The sequence below is a fragment of the Streptomyces katrae genome (genome assembly GCF_000717655.1).
Lineage (GTDB): Bacteria > Actinomycetota > Actinomycetes > Streptomycetales > Streptomycetaceae > Streptomyces > Streptomyces katrae_B.
The window spans coordinates 281,463-298,880 of record NZ_JNZY01000010.1 but is presented as its reverse complement, the minus strand read 5'-3'; the positions used below and the strand labels follow the sequence as shown (position 1 = coordinate 298,880).

Annotated in this window: 16 protein-coding genes; 8 read left to right on the top strand and 8 right to left on the bottom strand. The window is 73.8% G+C overall.

Annotation, left to right across the window (positions count from 1 at the left end; all coding sequences use genetic code 11):
• Positions 1-54: 54 nt before the first annotated feature.
• From IF09_RS0115040 to IF09_RS47930, 3 genes are all read left to right on the top strand, one after another.
• Positions 55-486 (top strand): nuclear transport factor 2 family protein, encoded by a 432-nt coding sequence (locus IF09_RS0115040; protein WP_051832466.1) that lies wholly within the window; start codon positions 55-57, stop codon positions 484-486.
• An 86-nt stretch (positions 487-572) separates the two neighbouring features.
• Positions 573-911 carry a MazG-like family protein gene (locus tag IF09_RS0115035; protein WP_030295816.1) on the top strand — a complete coding sequence of 113 codons (339 nt, stop codon included), beginning with the start codon at positions 573-575 and terminating at the stop codon, positions 909-911.
• Positions 908-1,033: a hypothetical protein gene (locus IF09_RS47930; RefSeq protein WP_267882149.1), complete on the top strand. Its 126-nt coding sequence runs from the start codon at positions 908-910 to the stop codon at positions 1,031-1,033. The genes IF09_RS0115035 and IF09_RS47930 overlap by 4 nt, the downstream gene beginning before the upstream one ends.
• Here the strand turns inward: IF09_RS47930 and IF09_RS0115025 are convergent.
• Positions 1,027-2,034, bottom strand: a complete 1,008-nt coding sequence (locus IF09_RS0115025) for an endonuclease/exonuclease/phosphatase family protein (RefSeq protein ID WP_418953053.1) — start codon at positions 2,032-2,034, stop codon at positions 1,027-1,029. The two genes, IF09_RS47930 and IF09_RS0115025, sit on opposite strands and share 7 nt — an antisense overlap.
• A 142-nt stretch (positions 2,035-2,176) precedes the next feature.
• Complete coding sequence (locus IF09_RS0115020) at positions 2,177-4,261, bottom strand: SpoIIE family protein phosphatase (protein WP_030295811.1); 2,085 nt, start codon at positions 4,259-4,261, stop codon at positions 2,177-2,179.
• Positions 4,262-4,621: 360 nt separating this feature from the next.
• On the opposite strand from IF09_RS0115020, the gene IF09_RS0115015 reads away from it, so the two are divergent.
• The 4 genes from IF09_RS0115015 to IF09_RS0115000 all read left to right on the top strand — a co-directional run bounded on the left by IF09_RS0115015 (position 4,622) and on the right by IF09_RS0115000 (position 11,392).
• Positions 4,622-4,987: a hypothetical protein gene (locus IF09_RS0115015; protein ID WP_030295809.1), complete on the top strand. Its 366-nt coding sequence runs from the start codon at positions 4,622-4,624 to the stop codon at positions 4,985-4,987.
• Positions 4,988-5,163: 176 nt separating this feature from the next.
• Positions 5,164-9,045, top strand: a complete 3,882-nt coding sequence (locus IF09_RS0115010; RefSeq protein ID WP_267882148.1) for a helix-turn-helix domain-containing protein — start codon at positions 5,164-5,166, stop codon at positions 9,043-9,045.
• Positions 9,046-9,234: 189 nt separating this feature from the next.
• On the top strand, positions 9,235-10,077 hold the full coding sequence (locus IF09_RS0115005; RefSeq protein WP_030295806.1) for a C40 family peptidase: 843 nt from the start codon (positions 9,235-9,237) through the stop codon (positions 10,075-10,077).
• Between the two features lie 46 nt (positions 10,078-10,123).
• Positions 10,124-11,392 (top strand): serine hydrolase domain-containing protein, encoded by a 1,269-nt coding sequence (locus IF09_RS0115000; protein WP_030295804.1) that lies wholly within the window; start codon positions 10,124-10,126, stop codon positions 11,390-11,392.
• 66 nt (positions 11,393-11,458) lie between these two features.
• Here IF09_RS0115000 and IF09_RS0114995 read toward each other — a convergent pair whose 3' ends face one another.
• The 5 genes from IF09_RS0114995 to IF09_RS0114975 all read right to left on the bottom strand — a co-directional run bounded on the left by IF09_RS0114995 (position 11,459) and on the right by IF09_RS0114975 (position 15,658).
• Positions 11,459-12,244, bottom strand: a complete 786-nt coding sequence (locus tag IF09_RS0114995) for a hypothetical protein (protein WP_051832464.1) — start codon at positions 12,242-12,244, stop codon at positions 11,459-11,461.
• Complete coding sequence (locus IF09_RS0114990; RefSeq protein WP_051832463.1) at positions 12,228-13,154, bottom strand: sigma-70 family RNA polymerase sigma factor; 927 nt, start codon at positions 13,152-13,154, stop codon at positions 12,228-12,230. Before IF09_RS0114990 ends, IF09_RS0114995 begins: the two co-directional genes overlap by 17 nt.
• Positions 13,151-13,378 (bottom strand): hypothetical protein, encoded by a 228-nt coding sequence (locus tag IF09_RS0114985; RefSeq protein ID WP_030295799.1) that lies wholly within the window; start codon positions 13,376-13,378, stop codon positions 13,151-13,153. Before IF09_RS0114985 ends, IF09_RS0114990 begins: the two co-directional genes overlap by 4 nt.
• A 167-nt stretch (positions 13,379-13,545) precedes the next feature.
• The gene (locus tag IF09_RS0114980; protein WP_324606847.1) at positions 13,546-14,988 is read right to left on the bottom strand and encodes a HAMP domain-containing sensor histidine kinase; all 1,443 of its coding nucleotides are present in this window, start codon (positions 14,986-14,988) and stop codon (positions 13,546-13,548) included.
• A complete protein-coding gene (locus tag IF09_RS0114975; protein ID WP_030295795.1) occupies positions 14,981-15,658 on the bottom strand; it encodes a response regulator transcription factor in 678 nt (225 codons plus the stop codon). The genes IF09_RS0114980 and IF09_RS0114975 overlap by 8 nt, the downstream gene beginning before the upstream one ends.
• A 133-nt stretch (positions 15,659-15,791) precedes the next feature.
• On the opposite strand from IF09_RS0114975, the gene IF09_RS41735 reads away from it, so the two are divergent.
• Positions 15,792-16,439 carry a hypothetical protein gene (locus IF09_RS41735; RefSeq protein WP_030295793.1) on the top strand — a complete coding sequence of 216 codons (648 nt, stop codon included), beginning with the start codon at positions 15,792-15,794 and terminating at the stop codon, positions 16,437-16,439.
• A gap of 58 nt (positions 16,440-16,497) precedes the next feature.
• Here IF09_RS41735 and IF09_RS0114965 read toward each other — a convergent pair whose 3' ends face one another.
• Positions 16,498-17,403, bottom strand: coding sequence for an aldo/keto reductase (locus tag IF09_RS0114965; protein ID WP_030295792.1), 906 nt, complete (start codon positions 17,401-17,403; stop codon positions 16,498-16,500).
• Positions 17,404-17,418: the final 15 nt, after the last annotated feature.

Here is a 17,418-nt window from a genome sequence, read left to right as displayed (position 1 = left end):
ACTAATCACATGGGTGAGTAACCAGACGTAGCCGAGCACCGTCAAGGAGAAGCCGTGACCGCAGCAGACCGCTTCCGCGCCGCCGTCGACAGCCGGGACACCACTGCCCTGGAGGCCCTGTTCACCGAGGACGTCCGCCTGTACAGCCCCGTGAAGTTCACGCCGTTCGAGGGCCGGCCGATGGTGCTGGGTCTCTTCGGAGTGCTGCTGCGCACCTTCGAGGACTTCAGCTACGTCGGGCAGTACGCCGGCACCGCCGAGACGAGCGTCGACGGCACGGTGTCCCCTTCGGAGGTCCTGCTCTTCCGCGCGACGGTGAACGGCAAGGCGATCCACGGCATCGACCTGCTGCACTACGCCGAGGACGGCCGGATCAAGGAGTTCACCGTGATGGTGAGGCCCCAGTCGGCGGTGCACGCCCTGGGCGAGGAGCGTCCGCATACTGGGCGTATTCGGGCGCTCCGACAACGCGGCGAGGCGGCGTAGCCGGCGTCGTGCGCCCGCCGGGGATTGCGGGACAGCCCTTAGGCTCACCGGGCAGCCAACTCCCGTACGCACGCCCGGAGGAACCGGTGGACATCCGCTCGGCCCAGCAGCTCGCCTGGGACAACAAGCTCTCGAAGGGCTTCAACACCACTGACGTGGCACTGGAGTTCGGGCTGCTGACGGCCGAGGTCGGGGAAGCGTTCACCGCGTGGCGCAAGAAGCTGCCCGACTTCGGGGAGGAGCTCGCGGACGTGGTCCTGTACGTCGCGGCGCTCGCCGAGATGAACGGCATCGACCTGGAGTCCGAGGTGGAGCGGAAGCTGGCCAAGAACCGCGACCGCGTCTACGTCCGGGACGAGCGGGGCGTGCTGCACCGCATCGAAACCCCGGGCGGAGCGGGCGACGGGGCGGGGAGTCCCCGATGACCGCCACGGTGGAGCTGGAGCCCGTGGAGCCCCGCCCGGTCACGGCCCGCAGCGAGCACGCGCTGCGGCGCTTCGCAGACCTCACCGACCTCGTCCACGAGCGCGCCTCAGCCGATCACTGACGCGAGCCGGAGTCCCGCCCGGCACCGTGCCACGTGATGTGCGCGGCAACGGGCAGGTGGTCGCTGCCCGTCGCCGGCAGCGCCCGGACCCGGGTGACGGCCGCCGCGCGGGTCATGACCTGGTCGATCCGGGCCATCGGCAGTGCCGCGGGCCAGCTGAACGCGAAGTCCCGGCTCGGCGGGTTCAGCCGCGCCGCGACCGGATCCAGTCCGCGGTCGTCCACCGTGCTGTTGAGGTCCCCGAGCAGGATCAGCGGGTCCGTCCGCTCCGCGGCGATCGCGGCACCGAGCCGTGCGGCGCTCTCGTCCCGCCGTGCGGAGCCGAATCCGTGCGCCGGACTGAGGCGCACCGAGGGCAGGTGTGCCACGTAGACGGCGACTTCGCCGTTCGGCGTACGGGCGGTGGCCCGCAGTCCGCGGTTCCAGTCCTCCCCCAGGCCTGCCGGCCGGATGTCCACCGGCCGCACCTGCTCCAGCGGGTGCTTCGACCAGAGCCCGACCGTGCCCTCGACCGCGTGGTACGGATACTCCGGTGCGAGCACCGCCGCGAACGCCGGCGCGGCGGCGGGCGTCAGCTCCTCCAGGGCGATGAGATCGGCCCGGGTCCCGGCCAGGGCGCGCGCGGTGCCCGCCGGATCGGGGTTCTCGTCGCTGACGTTGTGCTGGACCGCGAGGAGGTCGGGGGTCCGGTTGTCGCCGGGGACCAGGAAGGCGCCGAAGAGGCCGAGCCAGGCGGCCGCGGGCAGCAGCACCGCGCAGGCGGCCGGGGCCGAGCGGCGCAGCAGCGCCGAGGCCAGCAGGACCGGGACGGCCAGGCCGAGCCAGGGGAGGAACGTCTCCAGCAGGCTGCCGGGACGGCCCGCCGCATCGGGCACCGCACCGTGGAAGACGAGCAGGCAGGCGACGAGGACCGCCAGCCCGGTGAGCACCCGCCCCCGCCCGCGCCACGACCCCTGCCGACGCCACCGCGACGGCCACCGCCATGACCACTGCTTCCCCACGCGTCCTGCTCCCGGTCGGTTCGGCGTCCCCCCGCATCGTGGCCCTTCGCACGACGTCGCACGGTACGACGACGCCGCACCGCCATGATCCGGTTCCCGTGGCCCGCCCCGGGCCGCCCTGCACCCGGCGGCCGGCGAGCCGTCACCCGGCCGGCGAGCGGCCGGGGACCGAGCTGACCCGGGCCAGGACGAGGACCGTGTCGTCGGTCGCCGTGTCGGGCAGGAGGTTCGCGAGGATGCGGTCGGCGGCCTCCTCCAGCGAGCCCAGGGGCGCGCGCAGCTGCTCGCGCAGTGCGTCCATTCCGGTGTCGATGTCCTTGCCCCGGGCCTCGATGAGGCCGTCGGTGTACAGGGCCACGGTGGCGCCCTCGGGAAGGTCGATCTCGATCGCCCGGTACGGTACGCCGCCCACGCCGAGCGGGACCCCCAGTACGTCGCCGATGGTGTGCACCGTCCCGTCCCGGTGGCGTACCAGGGGCGGCGGGTGGCCGGCGCTGGCGATGCGGGCGCGGCCGGTGTGCGGGTCGTAGAGCAGGTACAGGCAGGTCGCCCACTCGATGCCGGCCTCCTGGGCGCAGACGTCGAGCTCCTCGAGGAGGTCCGCGGGCTCCGCGGTGTGCCGGGCGAGGGTCTTCGCGGTGATCCGCAGCCGGCCCATGGCCGCGGCGGCGGGCACGCCGTGTCCCATCACGTCGCCGACCACGAGGGCGACCCGGTCGCCGGACAGGGCGATCGCGTCGTACCAGTCGCCGCCGACCTCGGTGACGGTGCTGCCGGGCAGGTAGCGGTGGCTGATGTCCACGTACGGGCCGCCGGCGGGGGCGCTGGGCAGCAGGGCCCGCTGGAGGGTGAGCGCGATGTGCTGGACCCTGCTGTACAGCCGGGCGTTGTCGAGGCACAGCGCGGCCCGGGAGGCCAGTTCGCCGGCGAGGCCGAGATCCTCCTCGGCGAAGGCCGGGCGGGCGGCGGAGCGGCCGAACATGGCGATGCCCTGCACCGTGCCGCGGGCGACGAGCGGTGCCATGAGGATGCCGGCCAGCCCACTGTCCAGCAGCAGCTGCGCGCGCTGCTGGTGCACGACGGTCCGGGTCGCGAAGTCCTCGTCGACGGTGAAGCAGAGCGGGCGCTCCGTGCTCAGCATCTGGTGGATGTTGGAGCCCGGCGGGTACGTGACCTGCTCCAGGCCGCTCACGAGTTCGACGGCGGGCTCGGGGAGCGTGGTGCCGGATGCGATCCGGCGGGTGGTCACCGGCAGCGCCGGGTCAAAGGCCTCGGTCTCGTCCATCCACTCCACGAGTTCGACGACGCAGGCGTCGCAGAAGTCCGGGACCACCGCGTCGACCAGCTCGCGCGCGGTGGTCTTCAGGTCCAGGGTGGTGCCGATGCTCGCCGCCGCCCGGTCGAGCAGGGCCAGGCGCCGGCGGGCTGCCGTCGCCTCCAGGATGGCCTGCTCCCGCTCCGTGACGTCCAGCAGGAGCCCGCCCACACCGCGCCGGGTGTCCCCCGCTCCGCTGAGCGGGAAGAAGCTGACCGAGCGCACCTGGTCGCGGTCCGGATGGCCGGGGGTGCGCAGCCCCACCAGGGCGCCGATCACGGGCCGGCCCTCCTGGGCCACGACCCGCAGCATGCGCTGGTATTCCCCGCCGTCGGAGGTGATCATGATGTCCGCCATCCGGCGGCCCAGGTGCTCCTCGAGCGGGACCCCGTCCATGTCGGCGAGTGCCTGGTTGAGGTGGACGTACCGCAACTCCTCGTCGAGCATGACCAGGCCGATCGGGCAGGTCTCGAAGAGGGCGTCGAGGAAGGACAGGTTGGTCTTCACCCGGTCCAGCTCGTCACCGCGGCTCGCCAGCCCCATGACCACGGAACCGCCCGTGGAGCCGGTCATCGGGAAGACCCGGAAGCCGCAGTCGAACACCGTGCCGTCCCGGTGCAGTGCGGGCAGCCGTACGCGCCAGTAGCCGAGGGCGCGGGCGCGCTCCGCGAGCTGCGCGGCACCGCCCGGACCTTCGCCGGGGGCCGGCTCGGGGAAGAGGACCGCCGCGGGCTGCGACAGCACCGACCGGGCCTCGTGGCCGAAGAGGCTCTGCGCGCCGGGGCCCCAGTAGCAGACCCGGTCCTCGTCGTCGATGCCGAAGACGGCCACCACCACGTGTTCCAGCAACGATCCCGGTTCGGACCGGATCGGGCCGGGATCCACCGCGCCCCCCAGCCGGTCCGACGGCATCGGCAGGCCCCTTTCTGCGCACGGCGCGCGTGTGGCTGCAGAGCCCGCGTGGCGGACACGGGCTGCCCCCTCAATTCTGCCCGCCCTCGCGAAGGAGGACATCACGGCGCCGCACGGGAGCCGGGCGGTGACCACGGGTGACACCTGCGGGGGGCGTGGCGGCGGGCGCCATCGTGTCCCCGCGGGCGCTGCCCGCCGCCTCCGCCGAGTTGACCACGCTCTCGCGACCGGGCAGGTCAGGGGCGGTTTCCCGGTCGGTCCGCCGATGGGCAACGGGCAACCCGTCGACCCCCGCGGGCAGCCGGGCAAGGCTGATGGCGTCAGCACGTCAGCACCGAGGCAACCCAACAGGGGGACAAGATGCGCAAGATGATCCGCGGCGCCGCCGCGCTCGCCACCGCCGCCGCGGCCGTCGTCGCACTGGGCGGCGCGGCCGACGCCAAGCCTGCCGACGACTGGGCCGGTTGTCCGTACGGGGCGGTCTGCATCTACCCGCAGAACCAGAACCCGGCCGTCAAGCCGAGCCAGATCTTCTACAGCTACGGAGCCCACAACCTGAGCAACCAGTTCGGCAACCACTGGGTCCTCAACAACCAGTACGGCGGCGCCACCGCCAGCCTGTGCACCGGCTACAACGGCGCCGGCTGCGGGTCCCGCATCGCCGAGGGGACGGGCGTCTACGCCGACCTCGGCCCGATCAACTCCATCACCCTCAACAGGCCGTAACCGAGCACCCGTTCACACGGCCTTCCGGATCCGCCGGCCGCGGCGGCCCCGGAAGGCCGCTGTGCTGTGCGTTTTTGCGCCACGCCGGGCAGAACGCGTGCTCCGCCGTCGGACCCCCGCGGTAGCCTGGGACCTTCCATCTCACAACCTGGGCGCGCTGTGCCATGGGGGATGCCGTGGGGGACCCGGACCGCGGACGGAACACCGATCACCAGCACGATTCACCTGAAGCCACCGAGGCCGTCGAGTCCGCCGACGGCCCCGGCGCGTCCTTTCCCGCCCGCTTGAGGCAGCTGCGGGTGCAGCGCGGTCTGTCGCTGGCCGACCTGGCCCGCCGGACGCACTACAGCAAGGGCTACCTGAGCAAGATCGAGACCGGCGCCAAGCGGGTCACCCGTGACGTCGCGCGGCGCTGCGACCAGGTACTGGAAGCCGGGGGCTCCCTCTTACGGCTGGTACCGGAGGCGGAAGTCCCCAGGGCCCGGGCGGGATCGGGCCCTGGGGAGCGCCCCGGCGCCGGTGTCGCGGGCGGGCTCCAGTCGCCCGGCGAGTGCCCCTACCGCGGCCTCGCCGCCTTCACCTCGCGGGACGCGGCCCGGTTCTTCGGCCGCGACCGGGTGACCGCCGCACTGGTCGAGCGGGTCTTCGAGCGGATCGGCAGCGGCCCGCTGATGCTCGTCGGCCGGTCGGGCGCCGGCAAGTCGTCCCTGCTCAGCGCCGGTCTCGTGCCGGCCCTCCGGCGCACCGGCGGCTTCCCGATGGCGGGCGCCGACGGCTGGCCGGTCGTACGGTTCACACCGACCGCGCATCCGCTCCAGGAGCTGCTGGACTGCACAGCGAAGGTGCTCGGCGGCGATCCCGGCCTCACCGTGGGGGAGCTGCGGGACCGGCCGGAGAGGCTGCTCGAGGCCGTCAACCATCTGGCGGGCGACACCCCGGCGCCATCCGGGGAGCACCGGCTGCCCACCGTCCGGCCGGTTCTGCTCGTCGACCAGTTCGAGGAACTTTTCACCCTCTGCTCCGACGAGGACGAGCGGCGCGGCTTCGTCCACGTCCTGTGCGCCCTGGCCGCATCGGCGCCGGGGCCGACGGCGCACGACCCGGCCGTCGTGGTGCTCGGTGTCCGGGCCGACTTCTCCGGGAGCTGCCTGGACGTTCCGGAACTGGCCTCGGTCTTCACCGACGGGCTGTTCGTCCTGCCCCCGATGTCCGTGGCCGAGCTGCGCGAGTCGATCACGCGCCCGGCGGAGCTCGCCGGGCTGACGCTCGAGGCGGGTCTGGTCCCCTTGCTGCTGCGTGACGCGGGCCTGCGCGAGGAGCCCGGGACCGCGGCCCCGGCGGGCGGGCCGGGTGACACGCCGTCCGGTGCGCTGCCGCTGGTGTCCCACGCACTGATGGCCACGTGGCAGCGGCGCGAGGGGGCAACTCTGACCGTCGCGGGGTACGAGGGCACGGGCGGGATCCAGGGCGCGGTCGCGCACACGGCCGAGAGCGTGTTCGCCCGCCTGTACCCGGCCGAGCAGCGGACGATCCGCCGCATCCTGATGGCGCTGGTCCACGTCGCCGACGGCACGGGGGCGACGCGGCGGCGGACGGACCGGACCGCGCTGATGGAGCAGCTGGCCGATGCGGACCGGGCGGCGGCGGCCCTCGACGCGTTCGTCCGGGCCCGGCTGATCACGATGGACAGCGACACCGTCGAGATCACCCACGAGGCCCTGCTGCACGCCTGGCCGCGGCTGCGCGGCTGGATCCACGCCGACCGGGACGGGCTGCTGGTCCACCGTCAACTGGCCCATGCCGCCGAGGAGTGGGAGCGCGAGGGCCGCGAGCCGTCCGTCCTGTACCGCGGCACCCGGCTGGAGAGCGCCCGCGCCTGGGCCGACGAGCTCGACGGCAGGAGCCGGCTCAGCCCCCGGGAGGCGGCCTTCCTGCGCGCGAGCCAGGCTGCGGAGGAGGCCCGGCGGACGCAGGCCAGGCGCCAGGTCCGGCTCCAGCAGCGGATGCTGGCCATGCTCGTCGGCCTGCTGGCCCTGGCCCTGACCGCCGGGGCGCTGGCGTACCAGCAGCGGGCGGGCGCGCTCGGCCAGGAGCACATCGCCCGTTCACAGGCCCTCGCCGTGCAGTCCACCTCCCTCGCGGCAGGTCAGCCCGAGGCCTCGATGCGGCTCGCCGAGGAGGCGTACCGCACCGAGGCGACGCCACAGGCGCGGGGCGCGCTGCTGAGCACGCAGGCCCAGCCGTTCCTCGCCCGCCTCGGCGGGCACAGCGGCCCGGTCAACGCGGTGGCGTTCGCCCCGGGCAACCGGCTGCTGGCGACGGCCGGTTCCGACGGGAAGGTGCTGCTGCGGCGGGTCGCGGACCGGCGGACGACGGTGACCCTGACCGTGCCCGGCCGGGTGCGCGCGGTCGCCTTCGCCCCGGGCGGCCGGGCCCTCGCGGCGACGTCCACGGACGGTCCGGTACGGCTGTGGGACACGGACGGGCACGAACTCGCGGTGCTGCCCGCGCAGACCGCGGACGCCCGCGCGCTGGCCTTCGCGCCCGACGGGCACACGCTCGCCGTGGCGGGCGCCGACGGGACGGTCGGGCTGTGGGACCCCGTGGGCGGCGGCGCGGCGACGGTGCTGACCGGCCACACCGGGAGGGTCAACGCCCTCGCCTACGCGCCGGACGGCAGGACGCTGGTGTCGGCGGGCACCGACCAGACCGTACGGCTGTGGGATCCGGTGGCGGCCCGTCAGCTCGCCGTCCTCGAGGGACACACCGGCGAGGTGCTCGGGGTGGCGTTCGCGCCGGACGGGCGGACGGTGGCCTCCGGGGGCGTCGACCGGACCGTACGGCTGTGGGACGTGGCCGGAGGCCGCACGGCGGCGACACTGACGGGCCACAACGACGACATCAACGCGGTCGCCTACACCGCCGACGGCGCCACGGTCGTCAGCGCGGGCGGTGACGGCACCACCCGGCTGTGGGACGTGCGCAGCGGGCGGCTGACCTCGACGCTGGCCGGGCACACCGACTACGTGCTGGCGGTCGCGGTCGACTCGGGCGGCACGATGCTGGCCACCGCGGCCTTCGACCAGTCGGTGGTGCTCTGGGACCTGCGCGGTCCGGTCCTGACCTCGCGCCCGTTCACGGAGATCTGGCACGCCGCGTACAGCCCGGACGGAAAGCTGCTGGCCACGGCCGATGCCGATCACACGGTGCTGCTGTGGGACGTGGCCGGGAGGCGGGTGGTCGCGACGTTCGCGGGCCACACCGGAACGGTGTTCTCGGTGGCCTTCTCCCCGGACGGGAAGATGCTGGCCTCGGCCGCTTCCGACGGGACGGTCCGGCTGTGGGACGTGGGTTCCCGAACGGCGCTGGGCACGCTGGCCGGTCACGGCGGGACGGTGTTCGCGGTGGCCTTCTCCCCGGACGGGAAGATGCTGGCCTCGGCCGCTTCCGACCGTACGGTCCGGCTGTGGGACGTGGCATCCCGTACGGCCCTGGGCACGCTCACGGGCCATACCGATTTCGCGAACGACGTGGTGTTCAGTCCGGACGGCCACACTCTGGCGAGCGCCGGCGACGATCTGACGGTACGGCTGTGGGACGTGCCCGGGCGGCGGCCGCTGGCCACGCTCACTGGCCACGGGGGCGCGGTACGGGCCGTCGCGTTCAGCCCGGACGGGCGGACGCTGGCGAGCAGCGGCAACGACGGCACCGTACGGCTCTGGGACGCGCGGCGGTTCGATGCCGGGGCCGTGCTGGCGGGCCACACCGGCTCCGCCCGCGGTATCGCCTTCTCCCCCGACGGACGGACGCTGGCCAGCAGCGGCAACGACCGTACGGTGCGGCTCTGGGACGTGGCCGGGCGGCGGCTGTGGGCCGCCCTGACGGGCCACACCAGCGCTGTGTGGGGCGTGGTCTTCTCCCCCGACGGACGGACGGTGGCCAGCAGCAGCAACGACGGCACGGTGCGGCTGTGGAACCCGGACCTCCGGATCCGGCTGGCGGAGATCTGCCGGCTGCACGCGGGCGACGGAGCGGCGCGGTGCGCCGAAGAGCCCTGACGGGCGGGGGTTTCCCGGGGGTTTCCCGTTGCCCGTCCGGGTGGGGTGCCGCCGGAACCTCGACTCGGGGGGCCGCGGCCCGCAGGCTCGTTCCGTCTGCGGCACATGCCAACGGCCGCCCCCACCAAGGCGCTTCCCCACGGCTTCCCAGCAGTGCATCTCCACGGCAACGAGAAACGAGGATCCCGCATGCTTCGCCGGTCCGGTCTCATCGGCACACTCATCGCCCTCCTGGTCTGCCTCCTGTGGCCCCCCGCGTCGGCGGCGGCCGCCGACGGCTCGTGCCGGGTCCTGTCGCCGGGGGCGTCCGCCGCCGCCGAGCGGGCCGTCGGCGCCGCCTGTGCGCAGGTCTCCGCCGACGTCTGGTACGCGTGGGGCGGCGGCCACGGCCCGCGGCCCGGGCCCACGTACGGGCAGGTGGACCCCACGGATCCGGCCAGCGAGCACGATCCCGAGCGGCTCGGCTTCGACTGCTCGGGACTGGTCCGCCACGCCTACGCCGAGGCCACCGGGTCGGACATCCTCAACGGGGTCGCCAGCGCCCAGTACTACACGCCCCACGCGGCCGGACGCTTCACCGCGGCCGACGGCCTCGCCCCGCTGCTCCCCGGCGACCTGCTGGTGTGGGGCACTTCCCGGGACCTGCACCACATCGCGATCTACCTGGGCGCCGGCAAGATGGCGGAGGCCCGGCAGTCCGGTACGAAACTGATGGTCAGCGACGTCCGGCTGAACAGCGGTTACCACGGCGCGGTGCGGATCGACCCCGGCCCGGTGACCGGGCACGTGTTCCGGACCTGGGGCACCGGTGTGTGGACCAAGGACCGGCCGTCCACCGGGGCCGCGCGCGTCTACGCGTTCCCGGGGCCGACGACGATCCGCGTCGAGTGCCAGAAGCACGCGGAGAAGGTCACCTCCGACGGCTACACCAACGACGCCTGGTCCTATCTGCCCGACTACAAGGCGTGGGTCACGAACATCTACATCCAGGGCGCCGCATGGCTGGAGAACGTCCCCACCTGCACGTTCTGAGCGAGAAACCTTTCCCGTCACTCCGTAGTTGAGGATCACCGTGCGCATGCCTCTCGACCGACGCCTGACCCTCGCCACCGCCCTGCTCGCCGTGGTCGCCGGTGTGGTGCCCGCGACCGCCGCCCGGGCGGCGGCGGCCCCGCTCCCGGCCCGGGCGGTGCAGACCGCCGTGCCCGCGCCTCAGCCTGACATGGAGGCCGTGACCCAGGCGTTGAAGAACACCACCGCGGCCGGGGCGCCGGGCGCCATGGTCCGCATCACCGGATCCGGTGCACCGCTGACCCGTGCGGTGGGCGTACAGGACCGGACCGCGGGTGCGGCCATGAACCCGAAGAGCCGCTTCCGGATCGGCAGCGTCACCAAGACGTTCTCCGGCGTCGTCCTGCTCCAGCTGGTGGACGAGGGGAAGCTGAGTCTGGACGCCCCGGTGAACCGCTACCTGCCCGGTCTGCTGCCCGACGACCGGATCACGGTGCGTCATCTGCTCACCCACCGCAGCGGGTTGGCGGACTACACGGAGGCCATGTTCGAGCGGACCGTGCCCGGCTTCGAGGCCGTCCGGAACAAGGTCTTCACCTACCAGGATCTGGTTGCGCTCTCGCTGCGCGAACCGCGCACGACCGAGCCGGGCGTCTCGTACAAGTACTCCAACACCAACTTCGTGGTCGTCGGCCTGCTCATCGAGAAGGCCGCCGGACACGGCGTGGCCAAGGAGTACGAGCGCCGCATCATCAAGCCGCTGCGGCTCGGGAACACCTCGTACGTGCACCCCTCGACCGAGATCAAGGGTGCGCACCTGCACGGCTACCTCCATCCGGACGAGGCCGGGGCACCGCTGGTCGACTCCACCGAGCAGACGGCGTCCTGGGCGCAGTCCGCCGGTGCGGTGATCTCGAGCGCGGCGGATCTGAACACCTTCGTGTCCGCGCTGCTCGGCGGGAAGCTGCTGGCTCCCCGCATGCTGGACGCCATGCTGGCCATGACCCCGACGGACACCACGAACACCCGGTTCTACGGTCTGGGGCTGCGCCGCTACGACCTGTCGTGCGGGACCTCGGTGTACGGGCACACGGGCACGGTCCAGGGTTTCTACACGTACGCCTTCGCCACCCGCGACGGGACGCGCAGCCTCGCCGCGGTGGCGAACACCTCGAACAAGGGCGAGGCGAACGCGGCTCTGGGCGGCACGCTCGAGGGGGCGTTCTGCGGGAAGAGGCCGCCTGCGGCCGCCACCGCCCCGCGCGGCTTCGCGCTGCTCCCGGCCCTGACCTCGGCACCGGCCGAGCAGGATCTCCCGGAGCACGGCTCGCGCTGACCCCGACGGGCCGGTGCCGCTCGGCGGTCCCCTGCCGAGCGGCACCTCTGTTCCAGGCGGTGACGATCAGGTGGTCCGGAGCCTGGGCGGGAGCCGGGGCGCGGTCCGGTGGCCGGGGCGCGCCGGGCGGGCGGCGGCGGCCGTCAGGGCGCGGATCCGGTCCGTGAAGCCCGGGTCGGGCAGGGGCAGTTCGAGATCGTCGTCGACGTAGCTGACGGAGGCCGAGACGTAGTCCATGACGGCCTTGACGGTGCTCGAGCCGCGCTTCGACGCGCCTCCGCCGGGCCTTAGCGCCCGCAGGACCCGCAGGGTGGTGGGCAGGCTCGCATCGGCCGCGAGGTTCCGCTCCGCCCCGTCGAAGACCACGGTGGCCGCGTCGGGGGCGTCCGGCGCGTCCGCCGTGTGCCGGGCGGCGGTGGGGGTCGTCTGGCGTCGCCACCAGACGGCTTCGTGGTTCTCCCCGAGCGCGAGGTGGTGGAGGTACAGGCAGTACGAGGCGATCGAGTCTCCGGCGCCGGCGGCGTACTGCCACCAGAAGCGGGCGGCGTCCTCGGCGTCGGTGAGCAGCAGGATGCAGCCCAGGACGCGGGCGCCGGAGGGCTGGGGCAGCTTGTGCGTGAGGAAATCGCCCAGCGCGGCGACGGCGGCTGCCGTGACGGCCGTTTCGCACAGGGCCTGGAGGTCGCGCGCGGCTCCCCGCATGCTCCTCGGTGGTTCGCCCGCCACGGCGTCGGGTGCCCAGGCGCCCGCATGGTGGTGCGGTGCGCAGCCGGTGTCCGTGATGTCGGCGGGGGCGTGCGAGGTGGCGTGGAGCCGGGCGCGGCCCAGCAGCTGGTCAATGGTCGAGGTCACCTGAGACCCCCTCCTCGGTGGTGGTGTCCGGGTACAGGGCGGCTTGCAGGTTGCGCTTGGCGTGCCGGGCGGTGGACCGTACCAGGGCGAGGGAGACGCCCAGTTCGTCCGCCACCCGGGCCTCTTCCAGTCCGCACAGGTACAGCAGGACGAGGACGTCCCGCTGCACGGGCGCGAGCTCCCCGACGGCCCGGAACAGGGCCATGGACTCCTCGACCTGGCTTATCGGGTCCCGGGCGAGGTCCAGGGCGACCGTGTCGAAGGCGGCCTCCACGAGCGAGGGGCGGCCGTTCTCCTTCGGGGCGCGTTCGAGCACGGTCTGGCGCAGTATCGGCCATGCGAACCGCTCGGGGTTCTCGCTGGCGAGCGCGTCGTGCCACAGCATGAGCAGGAGCGTGAAGACGTCGTCGACCGCCTTCTCGACGAGGCCGCCCCGGCGCAGGAACGCCGAGGCGTAGCGGGTGTAGTGGGGGCGGTGCATCTGCTGGAAGGCCCGGAAGTCCAGCGGGGCCGAGGCGGCCGCGGTGCGGTGGCGGGCGCCGCCCTCGTGGAGGCAGTCCTTGATCCACGAGGTGCGCTTGCCGACGTCCTGGGCCGCGATCACCCAGCGGAGCCGCATCGTGCCGTAGGGCAGGCGGGGCCGTTCGAGCGCGAGGAACACCGTACGGACGAAGACCCAGCGCGGGTAGCGTCCGACGGCCCGCAGCAGTTCGGAGATGTGCCCTTTGTCCCGGCCGGTACGCGCCTGGAGTTCGTCCAGCGTCACCCCCCTGCCGTGTACGGCGTCGCGCAGCGGCTCGAGCCAGGCGCGGTGCGCCGGGCCGGTGCCTTCGACGATGGGGCCCAGCCGGCGGCCCGGCTTGCCGCTCCGGCCCTGGGGAACGTCCTGGGGTGCCGAGTGGAGGTTCATCGCCGCGGCTCCTCGTCCCGGTCGGGCACCTGTACGGAGGGCCGCTCGCGGCGGCTCTCCGCAAGTCCCGTGCCCGCCTGCACGATCTGCTGCACGCCCAGCGCGACCGACGGGATCAGGGCGGTGATGGCTGCGACGGGCTGTCCCGCCACCACCATCACCACACTGAAGGCGAAGATCGCTAAGAGCGCCACCACGGTGACGATCATCCGGTTGTTCTTCATCGCGCCGTCCTCTGGCTGCTTGCGCCATGGTTGATGTCTGTTCGGGATGCGGCTCTGGCGTTGCTGACGCCCCCCTTCGAGAGCCGAGGCAAGCATGGAGTGAATAGAGATGGACAGGTGCGAAAAAAGCAGAACGGGGAACAATCAGAACCGTAAAACCGCCCGCTTCAGGCGGTGTCCAGAGGAAGGCGGGCCACCAGACGTGCGCCGCCGGCCGGGGCGTCCTCGACGATGAGGGAGCCGCCCAGCCGGGTGGCGATGTCGCGGGCTATGGCCAGGCCCAGGCCCGTGCCCCCCTCGTCACGGCTGCGGGCGTCGTCGAGGCGGGTGAACCGCTCGAAGACACGCTCCCGGTCGGCGGCCGGGATGCCCGGCCCGTCGTCGCGCACCTCCAGCACGGCGGTGCGCCGGGCCGCGTCGACCCGCAGCAGGAGCCGGACCCGCACGTCGGCGTGGCGCTGGGCGTTGTCCAGCAGGTTGGTGACGAGCCGGGAGAGCCAGAGCGTGCTGCCGCGCACGACGGCCTCGGGAGCGATCTCCATGTCGACGGGGATCCGGTCCCGCCTGCGCGAGCCGGCCGCCTCGCGGGCGACGTCCGCGAGGTCGACGGCTGCGTCCGGCGGCGGTTCCCCGGTGTCCAGGCGGGCCAGCAGGAGCAGGTCGGCGGCGAGGTCCTGGAGTCGTATGGTGTCCTCCAGGGCACCGCTGACCAGTTCGCCCCACAGCGCCGGATCGGGGTGGGCCTGGGCGACCTCCAGCTGGGTGCGGAGCACCGTGATCGGGCTGCGCAGTTCGTGCGAGGCGTCGGCGATGAACCGGCGCTGGCGGATCCCGGCGGCTTCCAGCCGGTCCAGGGTGGTGTTCATGGTGACGGCGAGCCGGGCGATCTCGTCCTGGCTGCGCGGTACCGGCACCCGGCGGTGCAGGTCGCGGTCGCTGATCTCGGCGACCTCGGCGCGGATCGCCTCGACGGGGCGCAGCGCCCAGCCGGTCACCCGCCAGGTGACCAGCGCGACGGTGAACACGAGCAGCGGTACCCCGACGGCCAGCGCGCCGGTGATGACGTCGTCGGCGGCGTCGGCCTGCCGCAGCGAGGTCCCCGCGTAGACGGTGACCAGTCCTTCCCCGGTGACGGTGGTGACCTGGACGACGCGGTGGCGGCGGTCGCCGCGGGCCGGGCCCTCCTTCCAAGTGCGGCGGACCGTACCGGGTTTGCCCGGGCGGGCCGGGGAGAGGGCGGGACGGCCGGCGAGGTTGGGGCTCGCCGCCAGGACGCGGCCCCCGGCGTCGACGACCTGCAGGAAGTCGGTGTCGCGCCCGGGTGCCAGTACGGTGTCGAGCCGGCCCGCGGCCGCCAGCCCGGCGGTGGACAGGGCCTGTCGTTCGGCGTCGGCCTGGGCGCCCCGCATCAGGTTGCCGTCCAGCATCCCGAGCAGGGCGAAGGAGGCGGCGCCTAGGGCGAGGGCCACCACGGTGGAGGCGCCGAGCGTGGCCCGGGCGCGGACGGACCGGGGGCGCAGGCGCCGCGCGGCGTCGCGCATCCGGCGCAGGACGCGCGGGCGGCCACCGCCCGAGGACCGGGCGGTGGCAACGGTCTTCGGTTCAGCCACCGTCGGCCGCCAGCCGGTAGCCGGCGCCGCGGACGGTCTCCACGGCGGCCCGGCCGAAGGGTGCGTCGATCTTCCGGCGCAGGGCGCTGACGTGGACCTCGACGACGTTCAGATCGCCCTCGTAGGCGGCGTCCCAGACGTGCTCCAGTATCTCCCGCTTGGGTACGACCTCCCCGGCCCGCCGGGCCAGGTGCACGAGGACCGCGAACTCGCGCGAGGTCAGCCTGGCTTCGGTACCGGCGCGCGTGCACCGCTGCCCGGCCGGGTCGATCACCAGGTCGCCGAACTCCATGACCTGCGGACTGCGGCGGCCGGTGCGCCGGATGAGGGCGCGCAGCCGGGCGACCAGGACCACGTACGAGAAGGGCTTGGAGAGGAAATCGTCCGCGCCGGTGTCGAGGGCCTCCGCCTCGTCGTACTCGCCGTCCTTGGCGGTGAGCATCAGGATCCCCGACTCGCAGCCGCTCGCGCGCAGCCGGGCGCAGACCCGGTAGCCGTTGAGCCCGGGCAGCATGATGTCGAGCACGATGGCGTCGTAGTCGTGCTCGGCGGCCAGCCACAGGCCCTGCGGGCCGTCGTGGGCGACGTCCACGGAGAAGCCCTCGGCCTGCAGACCCCGCTGCAGGGCAGCGGCGAGCCGCCGTTCGTCCTCGACCACCAGTACGCGCATGGGGACAAGGTTCTCAGGTCGCGTCGGCGGCTTGCTGAAGAGGTCTTCAGCCTGCTTCAGCGGGGCTTCAGCATCCGCCGCGCAGACTCTGCCGAGCCGGGCAGAGTGCCCGGAGAACGCGAGGAGCATGTCGATGACTCAGTCCAGTCCCCAGCCCCCCGAGCCGCCCGCGGGCCCGGGCGAGGCCAAGGCCGACGCGACCGCGGCCGGTACGGCGGCGGGTCGCCGTGGCCGGCTGGTCCGGCTGGCCCGTGAGGGGCGTACGCGATGGGTCGCCCTCGGGCTGGTCGTCCTGATCGGCGGCGGGGCGGTGGCGGTGGCGGCTGCCGAGCACGGCCACCGGGAGCACGTGCGGGGCGGCTTCGCCGCCAAGGTCCGTGAGCACGGCCGTGCGGGGAAGCCGGCGGACGGCCCGGCGGGACCGATGGGCCCGAAGCTGCGCAAGGGCGGCGAGCCCGAGGTCGTCGACGGCGACCGCGGTCTGCCGGGCCGTCCGCCGGGCGGCCGTGGTCCGGGAGGCCGGGCGGACGGGGCCGCCAAGGGCGCCCCGGTGCCGCTGCCCGCGCTGCCGGCGGCCCAGGCCGTCGAGAAGGCGACGGCCGCCGTGGAAGGCGGCAAGCTCGAAGCGCTGCGCGCCGTCGCGCAGCAGGGCGGCGGCAGCGCCTGGCTGGCCGTGGTCCTCGGTCCCGACGGGGTCCGGCATGCCGTGACCCTGGCCGGCGCCGACGGCACGGTCACCGGCAACACCGTCGTCGGGAAGGGACCGCTCGGTCTGCGCTGACCGGGCACCCCGGCCGCCCGTTCCGCCGCGGCGGGGCGGACGGCCGTACGCCGGTCCGTCAGACGGACGGACCGGCGGAGTCCAGCACGGCGAGGTCCTCGGCGGAGAGGCGCAGGGCGCCGGCGGCCACGTTGGCGGTGAGGTGGTCCGGGTTGCCGGTTCCCGGGATGGCCAGGACGTGCGGTCCGCGGTGCAGGGTCCAGGCCAGCCGGATCTCGGCGGGGCCCACCCCGTGGGCACGGGCCACGGCGACCACCGCCTCGTGTTCGGCGCCGCTCGCGCCCGCTTCGCGTCCCGTACCGGCGATCGAGTAGAACGGCACGAACGCCACGCCCTGCTCGCCGCAGGTGCGCAGGAACGCCTCCTGCTCGGGCCGGGCGCCGATCCCGTACAGGTTCTGCACGCAGACCACCGGCGCGATGGCCTGGGCTTCGGCGAGGTGTCCGGGCTGCACGTTGGACAGGCCGAGGTGGCGGATGAGTCCCGCCTCGCGCAGCTCGGCCAGTGCGCCGAAGCGCTCGGCGATCGAATCGGTCCCGACGATGCGCAGGTTGACCACGTCGAGGTGGTCGCGGCCGAGCTGGCGCAGGTTCTCCTCGACCTGGCCGCGCAGCTGCCCGGGGGTGGCGTGCGGCAGGAACTCCCCCGACAGGGCCCGGCCGGGGCCGACCTTCGTGGTGATGACGAGATCGTCCGGGTACGGCGCAAGGGCCTGGTTGATCAGTTCGTTGGCGGAGCGCAGCGGGGAGAAGTAGAAGGCGGCGGTGTCGATGTGGTTGACGCCGAGCTCGACGGCGCGGCGCAGCACGCCGATCGCGCGGCCGCGGTCGCTGGGGGCGGCGCCGGGGGCGAAAGCCGGGCCGTTCTGGGTCAGTCGCATCGCGCCGAAGCCGATGCGGTTCACTTCAAGGTCGCCGAGTTTCCAGGTGCCCGAGGCGGCCGCGGTGATCGTCCGAGAGGTCATGCCGGAATGATCTCC